We start from the raw sequence: 23259 nt of genomic DNA, 5'->3' as shown, positions 1-23259 counted from the left end.
AGGAGAAGCAGCCATGGCCGAACCGACCCGTCCCGCCACCACCACCGACGCCGGTATCCCGGTCGAAAGCGACGAACACTCACTCACCGTCGGCCCGGCCGGGCCGATTCTGCTGCAGGACGCGTACCTGATCGAGCAGATGGCCCAGTTCAACCGGGAACGCATTCCGGAGCGGCAGCCGCACGCGAAGGGCAGCGGCGCTTTCGGCCGCTTCGAGGTGACGAACGACGTCAGTGAGTACACGAAGGCCGCGGTGTTCCAGCCCGGAACGAAGACGGACATGATGGCCCGCTTCTCCACGGTCGCCGGAGAGCGCGGTAGCCCGGACACGTGGCGCGATCCGCGGGGTTTCGCCCTGAAGTTCTACACCTCCGAGGGCAACTACGACATGGTCGGCAACAACACGCCGATCTTCTTCGTCAAGGACCCGATGAAGTTCCAGCACTTCATCCGCTCGCAGAAACGCCGCGCCGACAACAACCTGCGCGACCACGACATGCAGTGGGACTTCTGGACGCTCTCCCCCGAGTCGGCACACCAGGTGACGTGGCTGATGGGCGACCGCGGCATTCCGCGGACGTGGCGGCACATGAACGGGTACTCGTCGCACACGTACATGTGGGTGAATGCCAAGGGCCAGGAATTCTGGGTCAAGTACCACTTCAAGACCGACCAGGGCATCGAGTTCTTCACCCAGCACGAAGGCGACCAGATGGCCGCGGCCGACACCGACTACCACATGCGTGACCTGTTCGAGCACATCGCGGCGGGCGACTATCCGAGTTGGACACTGTATGTGCAGATCATGCCGTACTCCGATGCCGCCAACTACCGGTTCAACCCGTTCGACCTGACGAAGGTGTGGCCGCACGGCGACTACCCGCTCATCGAGGTCGGCCGGATGACGCTGGACCGCAACCCCACCGACAACCACGCCGAGATCGAACAGGCGGCGTTCCAGCCGAACAACCTGGTACCCGGCATCGGGCCGAGCCCGGACCGGATGCTGCTGGCCCGGCTGTTCTCCTACGCCGACGCTCACCGCGCTCGGATCGGCGCCAACTACCAGCAGTTGCCGGTGAACGCGCCGATCGTGCCGGTGCACTCGTACTCCAAGGACGGCGCGATGGCGTACCGCAAGGTGACCGATCCGGTGTACGCGCCGAACTCGAAGGGCGGCCCGGCCGCCGACACGATGAACTACGGCAGCCCACCCACGTGGCAGACCGACGGCGAGATCACGCGGGCCGCCTACGTCTCGCACGCCGAGGATGACGACTGGACGCAGCCCGGCACGCTGGTGCGCGAGGTGATGGACGATGCGGCCCGCGAGCGGCTCGTCGACAACGTCGTGGGTCACCTGCTCAACGGCGTCACCGAGCCGGTACTCCAGCGCGCGTTCGAGTACTGGAAGAACATCGACAAGAACGTCGGTGACCGCATCGAGCAGGGAGTGCGGGCCAAGCAGGACGAGAAGGACCCGAAGGCCGCGCAGCAGGCCAACCCCGCACGCAGCAGCATGCAGGCCAAGGCCTAGCCGCCCCGCGGCGGTTCGGCCACGGAAACAGCCGGCCCGGGGCGACCCGGCCGGCTGTTTTCGTGGCAGCCGTGTCTGCCGCCCACGTCACCGTGTCTGCCGCCCAGGTCACCGTGTCTGCCGCCCAGGTAGCCGTGTGCGCCGTCCACGCAGGCCCGGCCGCCGTCCCGCACCAGGTCAATGGGTCGTACTCGGCGGCCGTCGAACGTACCCTTGTTGTCTACGTCACGGCGTGGGTACGATCGTGACTGTATACCGTATGCAGCGAGGAGGCTTGCGATGGCGGTCGACGGCGCCGGACCTCCGGTCGCGGAACGCGTGCGTGCCGTGATCGAGGCGCACAAGGGCGAGCGAGGCGCGCTGCTACCCATCCTGCACGGCATCCAGGACGAGTTCGGCTACATCGATCCGGACGTCGTGCCGATCCTGGCCGCCGAACTGAACATCTCGCGCGCGGACGTGCACGGCGTCGTCACGTTCTACTCCGACTTCCGCTCCGAGCCCGCGGGCACGACGACCGTGCGGCTGTGCCGGGCCGAGGCGTGCCAGTCGGTCGGAGCCGAACGCCTGGTCGCGGACGCCGAACAGATCTTCGGCGTGAAGGTGGGGCAGACGACGCCGGACCGCTCGCTGACGCTGGGCCAGGTGTTCTGCCTCGGCAACTGCGCCCTCGGCCCGGCCGCACAGATCGACGGGAAGCTGTACGGCCGCGTGGACCGCAGCAGACTCATCGAGATCCTGGTCCGCGCCGAGACGCCGGACACCGCCGGAACCGGGGAGGGCGCGTGATCACCGTCTACGTCCCGCGCGACTCGGCGGCCACCTCCGTGGGCGCCGACGAGGTCGCCGCCGCACTGCAGCGCGAGGCAGGCGACCGCATCCGCCTGGTCCGCAACGGCTCCCGCGGCATGCTCTGGCTGGAGCCGTTCGTGGAGGTGGAGACCGACCGTGGCCGCGTCGGCTACGGTCCGGTCACGGCCGCGGCGGTGCCTGGCCTCCTGGCTGCCGGACTCCTCGACGGGGCCGATCACGAGCTCTGCCAAGGCCCGGTGGACGAACTGCCGTGGATGCGCGACCAGCAGCGCCTGTGCTTCGCCCGCGTCGGGCTCACCGACCCGCTGTCCACAACGGAGTACGAGGCGAACGGCGGGCTCGCGGGCCTGCGCCGGGCATTGCGGATGGAGCCGGCCGACGTCGTCGCCGAGGTGACCGAGTCCGGACTGCGCGGACGTGGTGGTGCGGGCTTCCCGGCCGGCATCAAGTGGAACACGGTGCTCAAGGCGGCGGGTTCGCCGAAATTCGTGTGCTGCAACGCCGACGAGGGCGACAGCGGCACGTTCGCCGACCGGATGCTCATGGAGGGCGACCCGTTCTGCCTCATCGAGGGCATGACCATCGCCGCGCACGCCGTCGGCGCGAGCGAGGGCTATGTCTACATCCGCTCCGAGTACCCGGACGCGGTGCGCACGCTGCGTCGCGCGATCGACATCGCCTACGCCCACGGCTGGCTGGGCGAGAACGTGCTGGGCTCGGGCTTGCGGTTCGACCTCTTCGTGCGGGTGGGCGCGGGTGCCTACATCTGCGGCGAGGAGACGTCCATGCTCGAAAGCCTGGAGGGCAAACGCGGCATGGTGCGGGCCAAGCCGCCCATTCCCGCGATCACCGGCCTGTTCGGCAAGCCGACGATCGTCAACAACGTCCTGACGCTGGCCAGCGTGCCGACCATCCTCGCGCGAGGTGCGCAGGTCTACGCGGACCTGGGCGTCGAACGCTCGCGTGGCACCCAGGTCTTCCAACTCGCCGGCAACGTTGCGCGCGGCGGCGTGTTCGAGACCGCCTTCGGCATCACCCTCGGTGAGCTGGTGAACGGCTACGGCGGCGGAACGCGCACGGGAAGGCCGGTACGCGCGGTGCAGGTCGGCGGCCCGCTCGGCTCGTACGTGCCACCCGAGCAGTTCGACCTGCCGATGGACTACGAGGCGTTCGCCGCGGCGGACGCGATGCTCGGCCACGGCGGCGTGGTGGTGTTCGACGACACCGTGGACATGGCGCACATGGCTCGGTTCGCCATGGAGTTCTGCGCCGAGGAGTCGTGCGGCAAGTGCACGCCGTGCCGGGTCGGTGCGGTGCGCGGGGTCGAGGTGATCGACAAGATCACCGGCGGCCAGGACCCGGACGGCAATCTCGCGCTGCTGAACGACCTGTGCGAGCTGATGACCGACGGGTCGTTGTGCGCGATGGGCGGGCTCACGCCGAACCCGGTCCGCAGCGCATTGGCCCACTTTCCCGAGGACTTCACGCGCAAGGCCGCCAACCATGCCGACCATGAGGAGGCGAAGTAGACGATGGCCCTGCTGAAGGAGCACGACCTCGGCACCCCGCCGGTGCCCGGGCCCGCGACGGTGACCGTCGAGATCGACGACGTCCCGGTGACCGTTCCGGAAGGCACGTCGGTGATGCGGGCGGCTGCGTTGAGCGGCACGGACATCCCGAAACTGTGCGCCACCGACAGCCTGGAGGCGTTCGGCTCCTGCCGGCTGTGCCTGGTGGAAATCGACGGCCGCAAGGGCACACCCGCCTCGTGCACGACGCCGGTGGCCGACGGCATGAAGGTCCGCACGCAGACGCCGAGGCTGGAGAAACTGCGCCAGGGCGTGATGGAGCTCTACATCTCCGACCATCCGCTCGACTGCCTCACCTGCGCGGCCAACGGTGACTGCGAGTTGCAGGACATGTCCGGCGTGGTCGGACTACGGCAGGTGCGTTACGGCTACGACGGCGAGAACCACCTCGACGCGCCCAAGGACACGTCCAATCCGTACTTCGACTTCGACGCGTCCAAGTGCATCGTGTGCTCGCGATGTGTGCGCGCGTGCAGTGAGGTGCAGGGCACGTTCGCGCTGACGATCGAGGGCCGAGGCTTCGACTCCAAGGTGTCGCCGAGCGCGGGCGATCTGTTCATGGACTCCGAATGCGTCTCGTGTGGAGCGTGTGTGCAGGCGTGCCCGACGGCGACGCTACAGGAGAAGTCCGTTGTGGATCTCGGCATGCCGACCCGTACCGTGCTCACCACGTGTGCGTACTGCGGTGTCGGCTGCTCGTTCAAGGCGGAGCTGCGCGGTGACGAACTGGTGCGCATGGTTCCGCACAAGGACGGCGGCGCCAACGAGGGCCACTCGTGTGTCAAGGGTCGGTTCGCGTTCGGCTATGCCACCCATCCGGATCGCCGGCTGAGCCCGATGATCCGGGAGAAGATCACCGACGAGTGGCGCGAGGTCGACTGGGACACCGCGATCGGCTACGTGGCCGAGAAGTTCCGCGACATCCAGGCCCGGCACGGCGTCGGCGCCATCGGCGGCATCACGTCGTCGCGGTGCACCAACGAAGAGGTATACGTCGTGCAGAAGATGGTGCGCGCGGCGTTCGGCAACAACAACGTGGACACCTGCGCGCGGGTGTGCCACTCGCCGACCGGGTACGGGCTGAAACAGACCTTCGGCACCTCGGCCGGCACCCAGGACTTCCGCTCGGTGGCCAAGGCCGACGTCATCGTCGTGATCGGCGCCAACCCCACCGACGGCCACCCCGTGTTCGCCTCGCGCATGAAGCGGAGGCTGCGCGAGGGCGCCAAGCTGATCGTGGTGGACCCACGCCGGATCGACCTGGTGCGCTCGCCGCACGTCGAGGCGACCCACCACCTGCAGCTGGCACCGGGCACCAATGTGGCGATCATCAACGCCATGGCCCACGTCGTGGTCACCGAGGGGCTCACCGACGAGGCCTTTGTGGACGCCCGGTGTGAGGACTACGCGGAGTGGGCCGAGTTCATCGCGCGGCCGGAGAACAGCCCCGAGGCCACCGAGTCGATCACCGGCGTCCCGGCCGAGGAGGTCCGCGCCGCGGCAAGGCTCTACGCCACAGCCGGCAACGGCGCGATCTACTACGGACTCGGCGTCACCGAGCACAGCCAGGGCTCGACGATGGTGATGGGTATGGCGAACCTGGCGATGGCGACGGGCAACATCGGCCGCGAGGGCGTGGGCGTGAACCCGTTGCGCGGGCAGAACAACGTGCAGGGCTCGTGCGATATGGGTTCGTTCCCGCACGAGCTGTCCGGATACCGGCACGTGTCGGACGACGCAGTGCGTGAGGTGTTCGAGCAGTTGTGGCAGCGGCAGATCCTGCCCGAGCCGGGCCTGCGCATCCCGAACATGTTCGACGCGGCCATCGAGGGCAGCTTCCACGGGCTCTTCGTGCAGGGCGAGGACATCGCACAGTCCGATCCGAACACCCAGCACGTGACGGCCGCGCTGTCGGCGATGGAGCTCGTGGTGGTGCAGGACCTGTTCCTCAACGAGACGGCCAAGTTCGCACACGCGTTCCTTCCCGGGACGTCGTTCCTCGAAAAGGACGGCACGTTCACCAACGCCGAGCGGCGGATCAACCGCGTCCGGCCGGTGATGGCTCCCAAGACCGGCAAGGACGAGTGGCGGGTGGCGTGCGAGATCGCGCAGGCGATGGGCTACGACATGCACTACGACCACCCCCGCGACATCATGGCCGAGATCGCGTCGGTGACGCCCACGTTCGCCGGTGTCTCGTTCGAGAAGCTCGACAAGCTCGGCAGCGTGCAATGGCCGTGCAACGAGAACGCGCCCGAGGGCACGCCGGTGATGCACGTCGAGAAGTTCGTGCGCGGCAAGGGCAAGTTCGTGCAGACGCCGTTCGTCGCGACGCGGGAGCGCAGTACGCGCAAGTACCCGCTGATCCTCACGACGGGGCGCATCCTCACCCAGTACAACGTCGGCGCGCAGACCCGGCGCACGGCGAACGTGGCCTGGCACCCCGAGGATGTGCTGGAGATCCATCCGCACGACGCGGAGGAGCGCGGCATCTCCGACGGCGATCTGGTGACCTTGTCCAGCCGGGTCGGCTCCACGACGCTGCGGGCCAAGGTGGCCGACCGGATGCCGGTCGGCGTCGTCTACACGACGTTCCACCACCCGGTGACGGGCGCGAACGTGGTCACCACGGAGAACTCGGACTGGGCGACGAACTGCCCGGAGTACAAGGTGACGGCGGTGCAGGTGGGACTCAAGACGGTCTCGACCGGGACTCGCGACGAACAGGCCACCATGGACACCGAGCCGGCGCTGGCGGACTGATGGACACCACGATCGCCCCCGAGATCAGGCTGGCCAACGACATCGCCGTCCAGTTTCACCACCTGAAGCCGGACGCCGCCGCGGAGGCCGTCGCCAAGCACATCCGGATGTTCTGGGATCCGCGGATGCGGGCCGGGCTCCTGCGGCTCGCATCCGAACATCCGGACGACCTCGACCCGGTGGCGCTGGCCGCCACGCGCCTGCTGGGCTGAGTCAGAGCCGGAACACCGGGAAGCCGGGCGCGACGCGACGCAGTTCATCCAGCGGTGTCTTGGCGTCGATGCCCTCGAAGAACGCGCCGGTCTCCCACGCCCACTTCGTCAGGTAGGCGTGAATGATCGGCGGCTTCTCGTCGTCGGTGAGCTCGACCGGCCGGAACGTCTCGACGCGACGGCCGACGCGCAGTCGCCCCTCGCCGGCGACGCGGAGGTTGCGGACCCACTGCGTGTGCCCACGCGGCGCGACCAGGTAGCGCTCGCCGTCGACGGTCAGCAGGTTCACGGGCACCGACCGCCACTCCCCGGTCTTACGGCCGCGCACGGAGAGCACCCGGCTGCCGAAGAGGCTGATGCCGAGCTTGGTCAGGCGCTGGACGATGCGGTTGAAGACGTCGGTCGACTTCGCCGGGACGAGGTAGCGGGTTTCGTCGAAGGTGGCGGTCATGGCGGTGGCTCCTCAGGTTGCGAGATCGGTGCTCTCGGTTTAGATCAGTGAACACGGTCGGAGACCTCGGGTCAAGAGCAGCGCTCTCGAATTTGTGCACTGATCTCGAAAATGGCAGACTCGGCCTCATGCCAGCCCATCGGACCGCGCGGGAGCGCGCCCGCGCCGAGCTCACGGCCGCCATCAAGGACGAGGCCCGCAGGCAGCTCGCCGAGCACGGCGCCGACGGCCTCTCCCTGCGCGCCGTGGCCAGGGAGCTCGGCATGGTGTCCTCGGCGCTGTACCGCTACTTCCCCAGCCGCGACGACCTGCTCACCGCGCTCATCATCGACGCGTACGACTCCCTCGGCGAGGCGCTCGAGACCGCGAGCTCCACCGCCGATTCCCCGGCCGAGCGCTGGCGCGCCGCCGCGCACGCCCTGCGCACCTGGGCGCGCGCGCACCCGCACGAGTACTCGCTGCTCTACGGCACGCCCGTGCCCGGTTACCGCGCGCCCGAGGCGACGATCGGCCCGGCGAGCCGGGTGCCCGGCGCGTTCCTGCGGACTGTCCACGACGCGTGGCACGCGGGCGCCATCGAGGACCGTCCGGGCCCGGCGCTGCGTGGCGACCTGGGCGAGCAGCTCTGCAAGGTCGACGCCGCGCTCGGCATCGACGTACCGGACGACGTGCTCGCCCGGGCCGCGATCGCGTGGACGCAGCTGTTCGGGATGGTCGGCTTGGAGCTCACCGGGCAGTTCGCCAACACCCTCGACCCGGCCGACGAGTTCTTCGGTCACGCGGTCGAGCAGATGATGCTCTTCATCGGGTTCGGTGCAGCGGTTCGGGCTTATGGTCGAGGACGAGCCCGGTAACCCAACGAAGGGAGCCCGACCATGGCCAAGCGCGACTCCACCACCCGCTGGACCGGCGGCCTCAACAGCGGCAAGGGATCCGTCACGCTCGACTCGTCCAACGCGGGTCAGTTCGACGTCACGTTCCCACGGCGGATCGGGGAACCCGAGGGCACGATCAGCCCCGAGGAGCTCATCGCGGCCGCCCAGTCGTCCTGCCTGGCGATGAACCTCGCCGGCGTGCTGGAGAAGGAAGGCCTCTCGCCGTCGACGATCGACGTGAGCGCCGAGGTCACCGTCGATCCCGCGGGCGGTGGGCTGAACATCAGCGCCATCGACATCACCCTGCGCGCCGAGGTCGACGGAGTGGACGCCGACCGGTTCGCCCAGCTCGCCAAGACCGCCAAGGACACCTGCCCGGTGAGCAAAGCGCTCGCGGGCACGACGATCAACCTCGACGCTTCGCTCGGCAGCTGACCCCCGGGCCGGTGACCGGCGCGAGACCGGTCACCGGCCGGCGCTGGCCAAGGGATTGCCACGACGGCTACCCGGGCGGCCGACACGGCTACCGGAAACGCGCACACGGCTACCTGGGCGGCGCACACGGCTACCTGGTCAGTTCGGGCCCAGGACCACCGCGGTGTTGTGGCCGCCCATGCCCAGTGACGACTTGAGGGTCAGGGCGTCGCCGACCGGGAACTCGCCATGCAGCAGACGCGGGTGGGCCTCGGCCACCTTCGGCGGTGCCGGCACCATCCCGCGCTCGTAGCCCAGCGCGGCCACCGCGATCTCCACGGCCGCCGCCGCTCCCTGGCAGTGCCCGGCCAGCGGCTTCACCGAGTAGGCGCCCGTGTCCGCCGGGAACAGCTCGTCGAGCAGCGCCGCCTCGGTGCGGTCGCACTGTCGGGTGCCTGGACCGTGCGCGTTGACGTAACCGATGTCCGCGGGTGACACGCCCGCGTTGTCCAGCGCGTCGGTGAAACACCGGCGGACCTGCGGAAACGCCGGGTCGATAGACGTCACGTGGTGGGCGTCGTGCGACATGGCCCCGCCCAGCACCGACGCGTACGGCTGGTCCGACCGGTTGGACAGCACCATGCCCACCGACGCCTCGCCCATGACGAAGCCGCGGCTGCCCTCCTGGAACGGCCGGCAGGCGTCGAGCGGCTCCCGGTCGGCGACGGCCACCCCGAGGCGCGTGAAGTGCAGCACGTTCTCCGGCGTCAGCGACACGTCGGTGGCCACCAGCACCACGTCGTCCACGATGCCGGCGTCGAGCCACGCCTTCGCGGTGAGCAGCCCGGCGTTGCCGGACGCGCACATCGCCGACACGTTCATCGCCGGCCCGTGGAAGCCGAACTCCTGCATGAACGTGGACATCGAGGTCGACGGCATGAGCGAGAGGTAGTCCCGCAGCTTCAGCCGCCCGTTGTCGACGAGATAGAAGTCCTTCCACAGGTACACCTCGGCGACGACGATGGCGTGCACCAGCCCGACCCGCTCGCCGGGCACCCAGCCGCGCGCCCGCGCGTCCTGCACGGCCTCGCGGGCCGACGCCCGCATGGCCCTGGCGAACCGGCCGCGGCCGTCGGCGGGATCCCCGCCGTCCGGCACGGTGGCGATCCATTGCGCCTGGTCGCGGTCCTTGCCATAGCCGCCGTGCAGCGTGGCCGCGGGCTTGGCCGAGAGCAGGCCCTCCCACAGGCGCTCCTTGCCCCAGCCGTACCCGGTGACCGCCCCGATTCCGCAGATTCCGATTCCTCTCGCCACGATCTTCTCCTCACGTCGACTCCCCTTCGGCGGCCACCCGTGGTCCTCCCCTGTGGGGCCGCCTATTCATGTGATGGTGGGACGACGTGCCCGGGATGCCCGAGTGATGAAGTTCCGGGCCGATTACTCCTATTCGCCTAACGACGTTCATGCTGTAATCAGGAACCGGTGAGCCCCTGCGGATTGGCGGAACATGGAGGCGCGTGCCTACACCGACCCGACCACCGGTGACGAGGAGTCACACCGGATCGTCGCCGATCTCGCTCTCACCGCGAGCTCGGCCGCGATGTGGTCGGTCGATCTCGACTCCGGCGCCGTGACCTGGTCGCCGGAGCTGCCCGCGATCCTCGGTCTGCCCGGTTGCACGGACGACGAGATCCGAGCGCGTCTTCGTGCGCTGATCGAGCCGATGACTGTGGCCGCGCGTCAGCAGCCTGTGTGGGACAATTTCCGACTCGAACAGGACCATCACACACCCAACGGTGCCCGCAGGCGGGTGAGCTTCCACGCCCGCCCTCGGCCCGACGGCACCGGTCTACTGGGGATAGCCACGGACGTGACGGAACGCCACGGCAGCGAACAGCAGCTCGCCGACCTCGCCGACCGATACCGGTTGCTGGTCGAGCTGAGCCCCGACGCCATCTGCGTCCACGAGAGTGGCCGGCTCGTGTACGTCAACCCGGCGGCCCTGCGGTTCGCCGGCGTGGACTCGCCGGACGAGCTGTTGGACCGGCCGATCACCGACTTCGTCGACCCGGGTTCCGTGCCGGACATGCTCGACCGCATCGGAAGCCTGACCGAGCCCGGCACGACGTCGGAGCCGGCCGAGGTGGTGCTCAAGCGGTTCGACGGCGACACGATGCTGGTGGAGTCGGTGGCCGTGCGCACCACGTGGGAGGGCCGGCCGGCGTGCCAGGTCATCATGCGCGACATCACCGCGCAGAAGGCCGCCGAGGAGGCGCTGCAGTACCAGGCCGCCCTCGTCTCCCACGTCAGTGACGCGATCATCGCCACCACCGCCGACGGCACGGTCGTCACCTGGAACCCCGCGGCCGAGGCGGTGTACGGGCACCCGGCGCGGACCGCGATCGGCCAGGACGTCGGCAAGCTCGTCGGCGCGCCGCTGGTGCCGCAGGAGATCGTCGCCGAGGGCGGGGTCACCGAGACGACCCACCGCAGCGCCGACGGATCCCGGCTGGCGGTGCGCGTCTCCGCCGCCGAGATGCACGACGGCTACGTGCTCGTGTGCGCCGACGAGACGCCACGCCGCCAGGCCGAGCGCCGATACAGCACGGTGGTGGCCGCGCTCGACGAGGGCGTGGTCGTGGTCGGCCCGACCGGGCTGGTCGAGTCCGCCAACCCCGCGGCCGGCCGCATCCTCGGGCTGCCCGTCGGGGTGATGCTGAGTTCGCCCGTGACGCGGTTCCGGCTCTACACCGAGTCGGGCGAGCGCATGGCCGCGGCCGAGTACCCGTCGGCGCAGGTGGCGGCCACCGGCAGGCCGCTCAACGCCCGCGTGGTGCAGGCGCAGCGGCCGGACGGCACGCGCGTCTGGCTGTCGATGAGCTGCCGCCCGCTCGACCCGGACGCCCCGCCGCCCACCGCGGTGGTGACGTCGTTCACCGACATCACCGAGCGAAGGGCGATCAGCGCCCGCCTCGCCCACGACGCCACCCACGACCCGCTGACCGGCCTCGCCAACCGCACGCTCGTGCTGGCCCGCCTGGACAAGGCGTTGCGCTCGCCGGATCGGACCGGGCTGGCCTGCGTGCTGTTCGTCGACCTCGACAAGTTCAAGGTCATCAACGACTCGCTCGGGCACAGCTGCGGCGACCGGGTGCTGCGGATCGTGGGCCAGCGCCTGCGCCACTGTGTGCGTTCCTCGGACCTCGTGGGCAGGCTCGGCGGCGACGAGTTCGCCGTCGTCACGTTCGACGTGCCCGACGCCGACGGCATCCGCCCGCTCATCACGCACCTACGCACGGCGCTGACCGAACCGATCCACCTCGACGGCAGGCAACTGCGCGTGGACGCCAGCGTCGGCGTCGTCACGGCCGCCCCGGGGGACGCCCGCTCGGCGGAGGACCTGATCCGGGACGCCGATGTCGCGATGTACGAGGCGAAGACCCGTGGCCGCGGGCGGTACGAGTTCTTCGACGTCGAACTGCGTGAGCGCGTGCAGCGGCAACTGCGGCTCGAACAGGACCTGCGCGACGCGGTGCCGCGCCGACAGCTGTGGATGGCCTACCAGCCCGTGGTCGACCTGCGGTCGATGCGGACGGTCGCCGTCGAGGGCCTCATGCGCTGGACGCACCATGCGCACGGCAACATCTCACCCGGCGAGTTCATCCCGCTGGCGGAGGAAAGCGACCTCATCGGCGTGCTCGGCGACTTCATGCTGACCACCACCACCGAGGAGCTGGCCAGGCAGCGGAGACGCCGGGACATCGGGCTCACGGTGAACCTCTCGGCCCGCCAGCTCGACGACGCCTCGCTGGTGCCCGCCGTCGAGGAGGCGTTGCGGCGCACCGGCCTGCCGCCGCGCGCGCTGTGCCTGGAGATCACCGAGAGCGCGCTCATGCGGGAACCGGAGACGGCGGGCTGCGTGCTCAGGGAGTTGCGTGGCCTCGGCGTGCGGCTGGCCATCGACGACTTCGGCACCGGCTACTCGTCGCTGGCCCAGCTGTGGAAGCTGCCGCTGGACACGTTGAAGATCGACCAGTCGTTCGTCGCCGCGCTGGGCGAGCCCGGCGAGTCGGACGCGGAGGCGATCATCCGCGGCATCGTCACCATGGGGCACAGCATGGGGCTGACCGTGATCGCCGAGGGCACCGAAACCGCGCGCCAGGTGGAGATCCTGCGCGACCTGGGCTGCGACGAGGCGCAGGGCTACCACTTCGGCAAGCCGCAGCGCGCGGCCGAGGTTTTCGACAACCTGCCCTGATGGCCCGCGTCAGGCCGGGCCGACCAGCAGCACCTCCAGCGTCCGCGGCCCGTGCACACCCTCGACCCGGTCGAGCTCGATGTCGCTGGTCGCGGAGGGCCCGCTGATGAACGTCAGCGGCCGCGTCGGCTCCAGCCTGGCCACGGCCTCCGGCACGCTCACCACGACCTGGTCCGCCCGGACGACGCACAGGTGGTAGTCGGGCACGAGCGTCAGCATGCGCCGGCCCTGAGCCTCGCCGGCGTCCAGCACGATCGTGCCCGTCTCCGCGATCGCCACCGCACACCCGCTGAGCACGCCGTCGGCCACGTCGAGCTCAGCCAGGGGCAGCGGCGGATCGTCGGGCAGCCACGTGATACCCGGCACCCGCCACGACGCGGGCACGTCCGACGGCAGCGCGATGGTGGACAGCCCTCGCGCGGTCAGGCAGGTGGCGATCCGCTCGGGCAGCTCGCCGGGCCCGACCCGGTGCACCACGGCCCGGTAGTCGGCGACCCGCTCGGCGAACAACGCGGCAGGATCCGCGACCGAGCGGCTGCGTTCGTAGTCCCGGGGCACGGCCACCGCGGCCGGGCGTCCCGCACCACGGATGCGCGCCAGGATCTCGTCTCGTGCGCTAGCCACGGGTTCGCCTCCACCAGGCGCGGAACGACTCCTTCGGCACGGCTGGCGCGTCGCGGGAGTCCGTCCACTTCGAACCGGGCCACGGCAGGCGGGTGAGCCGTCCGTCGCGGGCGAACAGCCGCGACAGCGAGCCGGCTTTCTGCGCCGCCTCGTACCGTTTCGGGTCGGCGAACACCCACGCGGCCGCGGCCATGGCGATGGCCTCGGGTGTCCGCTTTCCCTTGGCCTCCACGGCTTTCGACCGCAGGTGAGTGAGCACCTCGGGAATGTTGATCCGGACCGGACACACCTCGTAGCACGCGCCGCACAGCGATGACGCGTACGGCAGCGACGCCGCCTGCTCGTCGTGCATGTCACCGACCAGTTGCGGGGCGAGGATCGCGCCGATCGGCCCCGGGTACACCGACCCGTACGCCTGGCCGCCCGTGCGCTCGTACACCGGGCAGACGTTGAGGCACGCCGAACACCGGATGCAGCGCAGTGCCTGCCGCCCCACCGAGTCGGCGAGGGTTGCCGTGCGGCCGTTGTCCAGCAGCACGAGGTGGAACTTCCGCGGGCCGTCCCCCGGCGTGACACCGGTCCAGACCGAGGTGTAGGGGTTCATCCGTTCCGCCGTGGACGATCGCGGCAGCAGCTGCAGGAACACCTCCAGATCCTGCCAGCGCGGCAGCACCTTCTCGATGCCCATCACCGTGATCAGCGTGTCCGGCAACGTCAGGCACATGCGACCGTTGCCCTCGGACTCGACCACCACGACCGATCCCGTCTCGGCGACGGCGAAGTTGGCGCCGGAGATCGCGACCCTGGCGGAGAGGAACTTGCGCCGCAGGTACCTCCGCGCCGCCTCGGCCAGATCGCGTGGCTCGTCGGACGCGGGCGGTTCGGGCATCCCGCGCCGGAAGATGTCCTTGATCTCCGCGCGGTTGCGGTGGATCGCGGGCACCAGGATGTGCGAGGGCCGGTCGTGTCCCAATTGGATGATGACTTCGGCGAGGTCGGTCTCCGTGGCACGCACCCGGCCGGCCGCGAGCGCCTCGTTGAGCCCGATCTCCGCCGTGGCCATGGACTTGACCTTGACCACCTCGTCGGCGCCCTCGGCGCGGACCAGGTCGAGCACGATCCGGTTGGCCTCCTCGGCATCCCGCGCCCAGTGCACCACGCCACCGCGTGCGGTCACGGCCTCCTCGAGGCGCAGCAGGTAGGTGTCGAGGTTGGCCAGCACGTCGTCCTTGACGGCCTCCCCGGCGCGGCGCAGTCGCTCCCAGTCGTCGAGTTCGCCGACCGCCCCGGCCCGTTTGGTGCGGATGGTGGTGGTGGCCTTGCGCAGGTTGCGCCGCAGCTGCGTGTCGGCCAGCGCGTCGTGCGCGGCGTCGGGGAAGGTGGGGCTGCCCAGCCACGTCACCGGGTTGCGGCCGCTCATGCCGGCTCCCCAGCGTCTTGCGGGACACCCGCACCCGGTCGCCGGCACGACGAGGCGAGAACAGCATTGTCCGTCATGCCGGCTCCTCAGTGTCTTGCGGGACACCCGCACCCGGTCGCCGACACGACGAGGCGAGAACAGCATTGTCCGTCATGCCGGCTCCTTTTCCGTGCTCGCCAGGATCTCCGCCAGGTGTACCGGTCGCACGCCGGTGCGCAGCCGGGACAGCCCGCCGCCGATGTGCATCAGGCACGAGTTGTCGCCGGCGGTCACCACCTGCGCGCCGGTATCCAGCACGCACCGCATCTTGTCCGCCAGCATCGCCGTGGACGTCTCGGCGTTCTTCAACGCGAACGTGCCGCCGAATCCGCAACACTGCTCGGCCTGCGGCAGCTCCACGAGCTCGATCCCTTTCACCGCCCGCAGCAGGCGCAGCGGCTTGTCGCCGACCTTCAGCATCCGCAGCGAGTGGCATGTCGGGTGGTAGGTGACGCGGTGCGGGAAGTACGCACCGACGTCGGTGACCCCGAGAACGTCGACGATGAACTCGCTCAGCTCGTACGTGCGCTCGACGGCCGGGCTCGCACCGCACAGCCCGGGATGGATCTCGCGCACCATGCCGGCACACGACCCGGACGGCACCACCACGTAGTCGTACCCGTCGAACACCGAAGCATAGGAACGCGCGAGCGGGCGCGCGTGCTCGTAGTAGCCGGTGTTGTAGTGCATCTGGCCGCAGCACGTCTGGCCGAGGGGGAAGTCGACGGAACACCCGAGCCGCTCGAGCAGCCGCACCATGGCTTTGCCGGTGTCCGGGTGGAGCGTGTCGGTGAGGCAGGTGGCGAAGAGGGCCACGCGGGGTCCGGTCATGCCGGCCACCCGGATTCCACAGTGGACTTGTCGTTCCGCAGCACCGTCAGCACGCCACCGAGCCTAATCTCGGCCCGCGGCCTCGCGCCAGCACCCACCGATCACGTGCGGGCCGGGCCGGACCGCACGCGGCTGACGATGGTGGCGATGCGTTCGAGCGCGTCGCGCGCCTCGGGCAGGTCCGCGAGCAGCCACGCGTGGAACATGCCGGGATACTCGTAGTACTCCAGCTCGACGCCCTCGTCGGCCGCCCGGTCACGCAGCCTGCGGGCGTCGACGAGCAGCACGTCCCGCGTGCCGACGAACACACTCACGCGGTGCAGGTTCGACAGCGGCCCGAACAGCGGGCTCACCAGCGGGTCACGGCTGTCGAGGTCGCCCGAGTACAGCCGGCCGGCCTCGCGCAGCCCCGCCACCGCGAGATACGGGTCCACACGGTCGAGCGCGGGCTGATCCGGATGGGTCATGGTGAGGTCCAGCCACGGGCAGATCAGCACCAGCTCCTTGGGCTGCGGCGCCCTCGCCTCCTCCAGCGCCTCCGACACCACGAGCGCCAGCGCGCCGCCCGCCGAGTCGCCCATGAGAATCCGGTCGCCCGGGTCGGCCTCGCCGAGCAGCTCGTTGTAGGCGTCCTTGACCATGCGCACGGTCTGGTCGGACTTGTGGTCGGGCGCCAGAGGGTAGATCGGCACGCTGACCGTGCAGCCGGTGCGCTCGATGAGCCGCTCGAAGAACCTCCAGTGGTCGCGCTGGATCTGGTGCACGTAGGCGCCGCCGTGGAGATACAGCACGTGCTTGCTGCTCGTGGGCGCCTTCGGCCGCAGCGTGTAGCACGGGCGTCCGCTGATCTCCCGGCACGTCACCGACAGCGTGCGCCACAGTTTCGCCGGCGGCCCGGCCGACTCGGGGCCTTCGCGCTGCTCGATGGTCTTGTGCAGTTCGTCGACGTCGGCGTAGGTCTTCTTCGCTCGCGTCAGCGTGAGCTGCGCGATGAACAGCTGTGCCCGCAGACTGGTTCGACCGATCACGGCGGTTCGCCTACCCACTTCCCCCGCCCGCGAAACCGGCGACGCCGATTCGGCGTTGCGCCCCGGCACCATGTCCGGCTACCGTCTCCACCGTGACTGCCGGGTCGGCCATGGGCCATTCACGAGTGAGGTTCCCGGCCTCCGCGTGAGCCCCTGGCGGGCGCGAGGCCCGCCGCTTTCCGCACAGCGTCCGCGATCTCCGCGGACCTTTCGCGCGTGCGTTCCTTTTCTTTCCCTCCTTTCTCCACTTCACATCGACCCGGAAAGCAGTGACTTGGCAAACGACTTCAATCAGCACATCATCGACGAATTCCGCGCCAACGGCGGGCGTGTCGGCGGCCCGTTCGCGGACGCCCGGCTGATCCTGCTCACCACCACCGGTGCCCGCACCGGCATCCGGCACACCACACCGCTGGCCTACCTGCCCGACGGCGGGCAGCGCATCCTCGTCATCGCCTCGGCGGCCGGATCGCCGAAGCACCCGGACTGGTTCCACAACCTCGTCGCGAACCCGCGCGTGACCGTGGAGGACGGCGCTTTCACCTACGACGCCGATGCCACGGTGCTGGACGGGCCCGAACGCGACGAGGTCTTCGCCCGCGCCGTCGAGGCCGACCCGGGGTGGGGTGACTACCAGGCCGCGACCACGCGCACGATCCCGGTCGTCGCGCTCACCCCGGTGACCGACGGGCCGCCGAGCGGCGGCACCTGGGGCGAGATCCTCGTGCGCGTGCACGACGGGTTCCGCCGCGAGCTCGCCCTCATCCGCAAGGAAATCGCGGGGACCGGTCCGGCGCTCGGCGCCCAGCTGCGCGTCAACTGCCTGACCGTCTGCCAGGGCCTGCACAACCATCACACCGGCGAGGACATCGGCCTGTTCGTCGCACTCGGCGACCGGTATCCCGAACTCGCGCCGACACTGGCGCGGCTGCGGGAAGAGCACGAGCGGATCGCCGAGCTCGTGGCGCAGCTGCGGGAGGTCCTCGGGGAGGGCACGACCGACGCCACCCGCGCCCGGGTCGATCAGCTCACCACCGAGCTCGAACGCCACCTCGACCACGAGGAGGAACACCTCGTACCGCTGCTCGACGCGATGTGAGAGGGAGCCGGGTGGCCGGTCGCCGTCGGCCGCGCCCCGTGGCCGGCACCGGCGGCACTCAGGCGGGTTTGCGCGCGACGAGGCGCTCCACGAGCCCGAGCTTGAACCGCTCCCGCTCCCGCACGTCCAGTCCGCGTGCGGTGACCTGGTCGAACGGCCTGCGCAGGAAGTGCTCCCCGGCGAGCGGGACACTGCCGAGTTCGGCGACCCGTTGCAACAGCCGGACGGCGCGGGACGAACTGGCGACATGGTCGACGAGGATCACCCGGCCGCCCGGCCGAAGCACGCGCACCATCTCGCCGACCGCGCCGTCGAGGTCCGGGATGGCGCAGAGCCCGAAGGTGCAGACCACCGTGTCGAACGACGCGGCGGCGAAGGGCAGGGCGTGGGCGTCGGCCTGCCGGAGGGTCACGTCGCGGCCGAGCTCCGTGGCGCGCGTGCGGGCGACGTCGAGCATGCCGTCGCTCAGGTCGATGCCGGTGACGCGCACAGTCTCCGGATACAGCGGCAGGTTGAGGCCGGTGCCGACGGCGACCTCGAGTACGTCACCGACCGCGCGCGAGCACGCCCACTCGCGCGAGTCACCGAAGAGCTTGCGGTCCCAGAAGGCCATCTGCCGGTCGTAGTCGCCGGAATGCTTGTCCCAGTACCGCTTCCACCGCGCCGGGCTCTCGGTCATCGCCGCTCCTCCGGTGGTGGCTCACCCCGTCCCGGCCACCATAGCGGCGAGCTCGTGGGGGTGCTCCTCGATCAGCAGGTGGCCGGCCGAAGGCACGACTCGCAGCTCGGTGCCGAGTTGCCGCCGCACCCGCGCGGCGAGCTGCCGCACGGGCAGGAACACGTCGTGCTCGCCGACCGCGACGACACGCTCCACCGGCGACGCGGCGACATCGGCACCGCCCGGGTCGGCGCTGGACCGGACATGCCGGGCGATCAGCGTCATCCACTCCACGAGGTCGGCGCGCGGCTCGCGGCCCGGGGCGTGCATGGTCCGGAGCATCCGGGCGCTGGCCGCCGGGCGCCGTCCCAGCACCCAGGCCGTCGACGCGAGCACGACCCCGGACGTCAGGCGCAGCCGGGTCAGCCCGCCCGGCGACAGCAGGACCTGCCGGTCGACCGCCGGCGAGTCCGAAGACATCGCGACGGCCGCGCCGAGCGAATGGCCGAGGAGCGTCACCGGTCCGTCCGCGATGGTGTCGATCAACGCGGTGAGCCACCGGCCGTACCAGGCGAGGTGGTCGCGCGTGCCGGGGCGCGCCCCGGTGCTGAGGCCCGGCTGACCGGGCAGGTCGGCCACCGCGACGCGGAACCGCTCGGCGAGCGCGCCGGCCAACGGCAAGCACGTCGCCGCGCTGAAGTTGGTGCCGGGTACCACCACCACGAGGCGGTCACCGCTGCCGGCCGTCACCACATGCGTGGCCGCGTCGAGCACGGTGACCGTCCGCCGCTCATGTTCCACCGGCCACGCGGCCAGCCTGCCGGTGCACCAGTCGGCGATCACCTCGCGGCCGGCAGGCGAGCGGTAGATCGACCTCGTGGCAGGGCCACCGGGCGCGCGGTTTCGCCTCACTCGTCGTCCGGGCGCTCGTAGACGTCCGGCACGCCGGAGCGGTCCTCGTCGAGCTGCTCGATCTCGTAGAGCCGCCGGTAGACGCGGTTGCGGGCGCGCAGCACGAGTGTGCCGAGCAGGGCCGCGAGCACCGAACCGGAGAGGATCGCGATGCGCACGTGGTCGGCGGCCTCGGTCCCGCCGCCGAACGCGAGCTCCCCGATGAGCAGGCTGACCGTGAAGCCGATGCCGCCGAGTAGGGCGACGCCGAACGCGTCGATCCACGCCAGCCCCTTGGCCAGGTGGCCGCCCGTCAGCTTGCTCATGACCCAGACCGCGCCGAGGATGCCCAGCGGCTTGCCCACGACCAGCCCGAGGATGACCCCGATGGCGACCGGCTCGCTCCACGCCGTGTACAGGCCGGACACGCCGCCGATCGGCACGCCTGCCGCCATGAGCGCGAAGATCGGCACCGCCACGCCCGCGGAGATCGGCCGGAACCGGTGCTCGAAGTGCTCCGCCAGACCGGGACCGGCGTCGGGGCCGCCCGCCGACTCGCTCCGCAGCACCGGCACCGCCAGGCCGAGCAGCACACCGGCGATCGTGGCGTGAACGCCCGAGGCGTGCACCAGCGCCCAGGTCGCCACCGCCAGGGGCAGCAGCAGCCACCACGACCGCACCCGGCGTTGCACCAGGACGGTGTAGATCGCCAGCGGCACCAGGGCCAGCAGGAGCGGCACGAGCTCGAGATGGTCGGTGTAGAAGAGCGCGATGATGACGATGGCGATCAGGTCGTCGACCACCGCCAGCGTCAGCAGGAACGTCCTCAGCGCGGTGGGCAGGAACCGCCCGGCCACGGCGAGCACGGCCAGAGCGAACGCGATGTCGGTGGCGGTCGGCACGGCCCAGCCGTGCGCCTGGCCGCCGATATTGAAGGCCAGGTAGATCAGGGCGGGCAGCACCACGCCGCCGACGGCGGCCAGCACGGGCACGATCGCCCGGCGTGGCTCACGCAGGTCGCCCGCGACGAACTCGCGTTTGAGCTCCAGCCCGGCGACGAAGAAGAAGATGGCCAGCAGACCGTCGGCGGCCCACTCGGCGACCGTGAGGTCGAGGTGCAGGGCCTCGGGCCCGAACGTCCACGAGCTCAGCGTCTCGTAGGCCCCGGACCAGGGAGAGTTCGCCCATACGAGCGCCACCACGGCGGCGACGATTAGCAGCGCACCACCGATGGTCTCCTTGCGGAGGATGTCGCCGATCCGGCGGGCTTCCGGCCACGAGCCGCGTCCGAACAAGGTGAAGCCGGTGGCCGAGGATCGTTTCATCGATAACTCCAGGAAGTCGGCGTGCTGCTGTCCCTGCCGACCAGACTTCCCGGCTCACCAGACTCCAAGAGTACTGGTTGCGGCCCCGAACCCGGCCACTGGGACGCGGTGAACACCGCGCGGGGCGAGCACATCGGCCCGCGCGGCACACACCGGTAACCGCCCTTCAGCTGGGGTCTTTTCCCACCGCTACCGGGGTTTCGTCGCGCGGACGACCGCCGAGTGCATACCGTCGGCGACCTGATGGGTGGCAGTGATCACCACGTCGGTGAAACCCGCCGCGGTCAGCTGGTCGCGGTACTCGGTGAAGGACAGGGCACCGGCGATGCAGCCGACGTAGTCGCCGCGCTCGGCGCGGTCGGCCGGGCCGAGCCGGTCCTCGGCCACCACGTCGCTGATGCCGAGCCGGCCGCCCGGCGTGAGCACCCGGTGCGCCTCGGCGAACACGGCGGGTTTGTCGGTGGACAGGTTGACCACGCAGTTGGAGATGATGACGTCGATGGTGTTCGCGGGCAGCGGGATCGCCTCGATGTGACCCTTGAGGAACTCGACGTTGCCCGCACCGGCCCGGCGCGCGTTCGCGATGGCCAGCGCGAGCATCTCCTCGGTCATGTCGAGCCCGTACACCTTGCCGGTGGGACCCACCCGCTTGGCCGACAGCAGCACGTCGATGCCGCCGCCCGAGCCGAGGTCGAGCACGACCTCGCCCGGGTGCAGATCGGCGACCATGAGCGGGTTTCCACAACCAAGGCTGGCCAGCACGGCTTCCTCGGGCAGGTCGGCGCGGTCGGTGCCGGTGTAGAGGCCGCCGGTCAGGTCGTCGCCGCAGCAGGACGCCGAGGCGCCACCGGTCACGGCGAGGGCGGCGCTCGCGTAGCGGTCCCGGACCTGCTCCCGCAGCCGAGCCGATGAGTCGGACATCGAAGCTCCCTTCATCGAGATTCGTCGATGGGGAAGAGCCTGCTCCTTGTTTCGATGCTCGTCAAGATAGAGCTGTGTTTAAATAGAGCCATGTCGAACTTGCCTCTGGAGCCCGAGGGGTGCTGCTCGCCGCTCGCGCGAGAGCCGTTGCCCGCCGAGCAGGCCACGGAGCTGGCGCGCGCGTTCAAGGCCATCGGCGATCCCGTGCGGCTGCGGCTGCTGTCGCTGATCGCGTCACACGAGGGCGGCGAGGCGTGCGTGTGTGATCTGACCGGGGCGTTCGACCTGACCGGGCCGACGATCTCGCACCACCTCAAGGTGCTGCGCGAATCCGGCCTGGTCACCGGCGAGCGGCGCGGCACCTGGATCTACTACCGGGTCCGCTCCGCCACGTTGGCACGGCTGTCCGCGGTCCTCGAACCCGCCGAGACGCCGGTGGTGAGCGTGTGACCACGACCTCCGCACCCGTGGGCGCCCGGCTGTCCACACTGGATCGTTTTCTGCCACTGTGGATCGGCGCCGCCATGGTGATCGGCCTGCTCGCGGGCCGGTGGATTCCCGGGCTCGAGGGCGCGCTCAACGCCGTGGCCGTCGACGGGATCTCGTTGCCCATCGCGCTCGGCCTGCTGGTGATGATGTATCCGGTGCTGGCGAAGGTCCGCTACGACCGGCTCGACACCGTCACCCGCGACCGGCGGCTGCTGCTGCCGTCCCTGGTGCTCAATTGGCTGATCGGTCCGGCACTCATGTTCGCCCTCGCCTGGCTGACGCTGCCCGACCTCCCGGAGTACCGCACCGGACTCATCATCGTCGGGCTGGCCCGCTGCATCGCCATGGTCGTCATCTGGAACGACCTCGCCTGCGGCGACCGCGACGCCGCCGCCGTGCTGGTCGCCCTCAACTCGGTGTTCCAGGTCGTCATGTTCGGCGTGCTCGGCTGGTTCTACCTCGACGTGCTCCCCGGCCGGCTCGGCCTCGACACGACGACACTCGACGTCTCCGCGTGGCAGATCGTCAAGAACGTGCTGATCTTCCTCGGCATCCCGCTGGTTGCCGGCTACTTGTCCCGCCGGATCGGCGAACGCCGGAAAGGCCGCGACTGGTACGAATCACGCTTCCTGCCCCGCGTCGGCCCGGTCGCGCTCTACGGGCTGCTGTTCACCATCGTCATCCTGTTCGCGCTGCAGGGAAACCAGATCACCAGTCGGCCACTCGATGTCGTGCGGATCGCGTTGCCGCTGCTCGCCTACTTCGCGCTGATGTGGGCGGGCTCGTATGCCCTCGGCAAGGCGATCGGACTGAGCTACGAACGAACAACCACGCTGGCGTTCACCGCGGCGGGCAACAACTTCGAGCTGGCCATCGCGGTCGCGATCGCCACCTTCGGCGCGGCCAGTGGCCAGGCACTGGCCGGCGTCGTCGGCCCGCTCATCGAGGTGCCCGTGCTGGTCGGCCTCGTCTACGTCTCGCTCGCCCTGCGCCGACGGTTCACCCCGGCACCGACCAGTTAG

General features: G+C 70.2%; 21 protein-coding genes. 11 read left to right on the top strand and 10 right to left on the bottom strand.

Features of this window, described 5'->3' with window-relative positions; translation table 11 throughout:
- Positions 1-13 precede the first annotated feature (13 nt).
- From ACFSZT_RS06055 to ACFSZT_RS06035, 5 genes are all read left to right on the top strand, one after another.
- Complete coding sequence (locus tag ACFSZT_RS06055) at positions 14-1537, top strand: catalase (protein ID WP_377389602.1); 1524 nt, start codon at positions 14-16, stop codon at positions 1535-1537.
- 279 nt (positions 1538-1816) lie between these two features.
- A complete protein-coding gene (locus ACFSZT_RS06050) occupies positions 1817-2326 on the top strand; it encodes an NAD(P)H-dependent oxidoreductase subunit E (RefSeq protein WP_377389604.1) in 510 nt (169 codons plus the stop codon).
- Positions 2323-3879, top strand: coding sequence for a formate dehydrogenase beta subunit (locus tag ACFSZT_RS06045; protein WP_377389606.1), 1557 nt, complete (start codon positions 2323-2325; stop codon positions 3877-3879). Before ACFSZT_RS06050 ends, ACFSZT_RS06045 begins: the two co-directional genes overlap by 4 nt.
- 3 nt (positions 3880-3882) lie before the next feature.
- A complete protein-coding gene (fdhF, locus tag ACFSZT_RS06040) occupies positions 3883-6702 on the top strand; it encodes a formate dehydrogenase subunit alpha (RefSeq protein ID WP_377389608.1) in 2820 nt (939 codons plus the stop codon).
- A complete protein-coding gene (locus ACFSZT_RS06035; protein WP_377389610.1) occupies positions 6702-6914 on the top strand; it encodes a formate dehydrogenase subunit delta in 213 nt (70 codons plus the stop codon). The genes fdhF and ACFSZT_RS06035 overlap by 1 nt, the downstream gene beginning before the upstream one ends.
- Position 6915: 1 nt before the next feature.
- Here ACFSZT_RS06035 and ACFSZT_RS06030 read toward each other — a convergent pair whose 3' ends face one another.
- Positions 6916-7365 (bottom strand): nitroreductase family deazaflavin-dependent oxidoreductase, encoded by a 450-nt coding sequence (locus ACFSZT_RS06030; protein ID WP_377389612.1) that lies wholly within the window; start codon positions 7363-7365, stop codon positions 6916-6918.
- 128 nt (positions 7366-7493) lie between these two features.
- Between ACFSZT_RS06030 and ACFSZT_RS06025 the strand changes: the two genes are divergently transcribed.
- Positions 7494-8219: a TetR/AcrR family transcriptional regulator gene (locus ACFSZT_RS06025; RefSeq protein WP_377389614.1), complete on the top strand. Its 726-nt coding sequence runs from the start codon at positions 7494-7496 to the stop codon at positions 8217-8219.
- Between the two features lie 21 nt (positions 8220-8240).
- The gene (locus ACFSZT_RS06020) at positions 8241-8675 is read left to right on the top strand and encodes an OsmC family peroxiredoxin (protein WP_377389616.1); all 435 of its coding nucleotides are present in this window, start codon (positions 8241-8243) and stop codon (positions 8673-8675) included.
- Between the two features lie 138 nt (positions 8676-8813).
- Here the strand turns inward: ACFSZT_RS06020 and ACFSZT_RS06015 are convergent, their stop codons facing one another.
- The gene (locus ACFSZT_RS06015) at positions 8814-9968 is read right to left on the bottom strand and encodes a beta-ketoacyl synthase N-terminal-like domain-containing protein (protein ID WP_377389618.1); all 1155 of its coding nucleotides are present in this window, start codon (positions 9966-9968) and stop codon (positions 8814-8816) included.
- A gap of 193 nt (positions 9969-10161) precedes the next feature.
- Between ACFSZT_RS06015 and ACFSZT_RS06010 the strand changes: the two genes are divergently transcribed.
- The gene (locus tag ACFSZT_RS06010; RefSeq protein WP_377389620.1) at positions 10162-12912 is read left to right on the top strand and encodes a sensor domain-containing protein; all 2751 of its coding nucleotides are present in this window, start codon (positions 10162-10164) and stop codon (positions 12910-12912) included.
- 9 nt (positions 12913-12921) lie between these two features.
- Here the strand turns inward: ACFSZT_RS06010 and ACFSZT_RS06005 are convergent, their stop codons facing one another.
- The 4 genes from ACFSZT_RS06005 to ACFSZT_RS05990 all read right to left on the bottom strand — a co-directional run bounded on the left by ACFSZT_RS06005 (position 12922) and on the right by ACFSZT_RS05990 (position 16854).
- A complete protein-coding gene (locus tag ACFSZT_RS06005; protein ID WP_377389622.1) occupies positions 12922-13536 on the bottom strand; it encodes a LutC/YkgG family protein in 615 nt (204 codons plus the stop codon).
- Positions 13529-14956, bottom strand: a complete 1428-nt coding sequence (locus tag ACFSZT_RS06000) for a LutB/LldF family L-lactate oxidation iron-sulfur protein (protein ID WP_377389624.1) — start codon at positions 14954-14956, stop codon at positions 13529-13531. Before ACFSZT_RS06000 ends, ACFSZT_RS06005 begins: the two co-directional genes overlap by 8 nt.
- Positions 14957-15106: 150 nt before the next feature.
- Positions 15107-15826, bottom strand: coding sequence for a (Fe-S)-binding protein (locus ACFSZT_RS05995; RefSeq protein ID WP_377389626.1), 720 nt, complete (start codon positions 15824-15826; stop codon positions 15107-15109).
- 101 nt (positions 15827-15927) lie between these two features.
- On the bottom strand, positions 15928-16854 hold the full coding sequence (locus ACFSZT_RS05990; RefSeq protein WP_377389628.1) for an alpha/beta hydrolase: 927 nt from the start codon (positions 16852-16854) through the stop codon (positions 15928-15930).
- 274 nt (positions 16855-17128) lie between these two features.
- Here ACFSZT_RS05990 and ACFSZT_RS05985 point away from each other — a divergent pair, with 274 nt between their 5' ends.
- Complete coding sequence (locus ACFSZT_RS05985; RefSeq protein WP_377389630.1) at positions 17129-17953, top strand: nitroreductase/quinone reductase family protein; 825 nt, start codon at positions 17129-17131, stop codon at positions 17951-17953.
- Positions 17954-18011: 58 nt separating this feature from the next.
- Here the strand turns inward: ACFSZT_RS05985 and ACFSZT_RS05980 are convergent, their stop codons facing one another.
- The 4 genes from ACFSZT_RS05980 to arsM all read right to left on the bottom strand — a co-directional run bounded on the left by ACFSZT_RS05980 (position 18012) and on the right by arsM (position 21748).
- A complete protein-coding gene (locus ACFSZT_RS05980; RefSeq protein ID WP_377389632.1) occupies positions 18012-18632 on the bottom strand; it encodes a class I SAM-dependent methyltransferase in 621 nt (206 codons plus the stop codon).
- A 21-nt stretch (positions 18633-18653) separates the two neighbouring features.
- Positions 18654-19523 carry an alpha/beta fold hydrolase gene (locus tag ACFSZT_RS05975; RefSeq protein ID WP_377389634.1) on the bottom strand — a complete coding sequence of 290 codons (870 nt, stop codon included), beginning with the start codon at positions 19521-19523 and terminating at the stop codon, positions 18654-18656.
- Entirely contained in the window at positions 19520-20827 is a 1308-nt protein-coding gene (gene nhaA, locus ACFSZT_RS05970) for a Na+/H+ antiporter NhaA (protein WP_377389636.1), read from the bottom strand. Before nhaA ends, ACFSZT_RS05975 begins: the two co-directional genes overlap by 4 nt.
- Positions 20828-21016: 189 nt before the next feature.
- Positions 21017-21748: an arsenite methyltransferase gene (gene arsM, locus ACFSZT_RS05965; protein WP_377389637.1), complete on the bottom strand. Its 732-nt coding sequence runs from the start codon at positions 21746-21748 to the stop codon at positions 21017-21019.
- Between the two features lie 90 nt (positions 21749-21838).
- Here arsM and ACFSZT_RS05960 point away from each other — a divergent pair, with 90 nt between their 5' ends.
- Positions 21839-22198 carry an ArsR/SmtB family transcription factor gene (locus tag ACFSZT_RS05960; RefSeq protein ID WP_377389639.1) on the top strand — a complete coding sequence of 120 codons (360 nt, stop codon included), beginning with the start codon at positions 21839-21841 and terminating at the stop codon, positions 22196-22198.
- Positions 22195-23259: an ACR3 family arsenite efflux transporter gene (arsB, locus tag ACFSZT_RS05955; RefSeq protein WP_377389641.1), complete on the top strand. Its 1065-nt coding sequence runs from the start codon at positions 22195-22197 to the stop codon at positions 23257-23259. The genes ACFSZT_RS05960 and arsB overlap by 4 nt, the downstream gene beginning before the upstream one ends.

Source organism: Prauserella oleivorans, from assembly GCF_042685745.1.
Taxonomy (GTDB): domain Bacteria; phylum Actinomycetota; class Actinomycetes; order Mycobacteriales; family Pseudonocardiaceae; genus Prauserella_A; species Prauserella_A oleivorans.
Note: the sequence above shows the minus strand (reverse complement) of the source record. Positions and strands in the feature narration are given on the sequence as shown.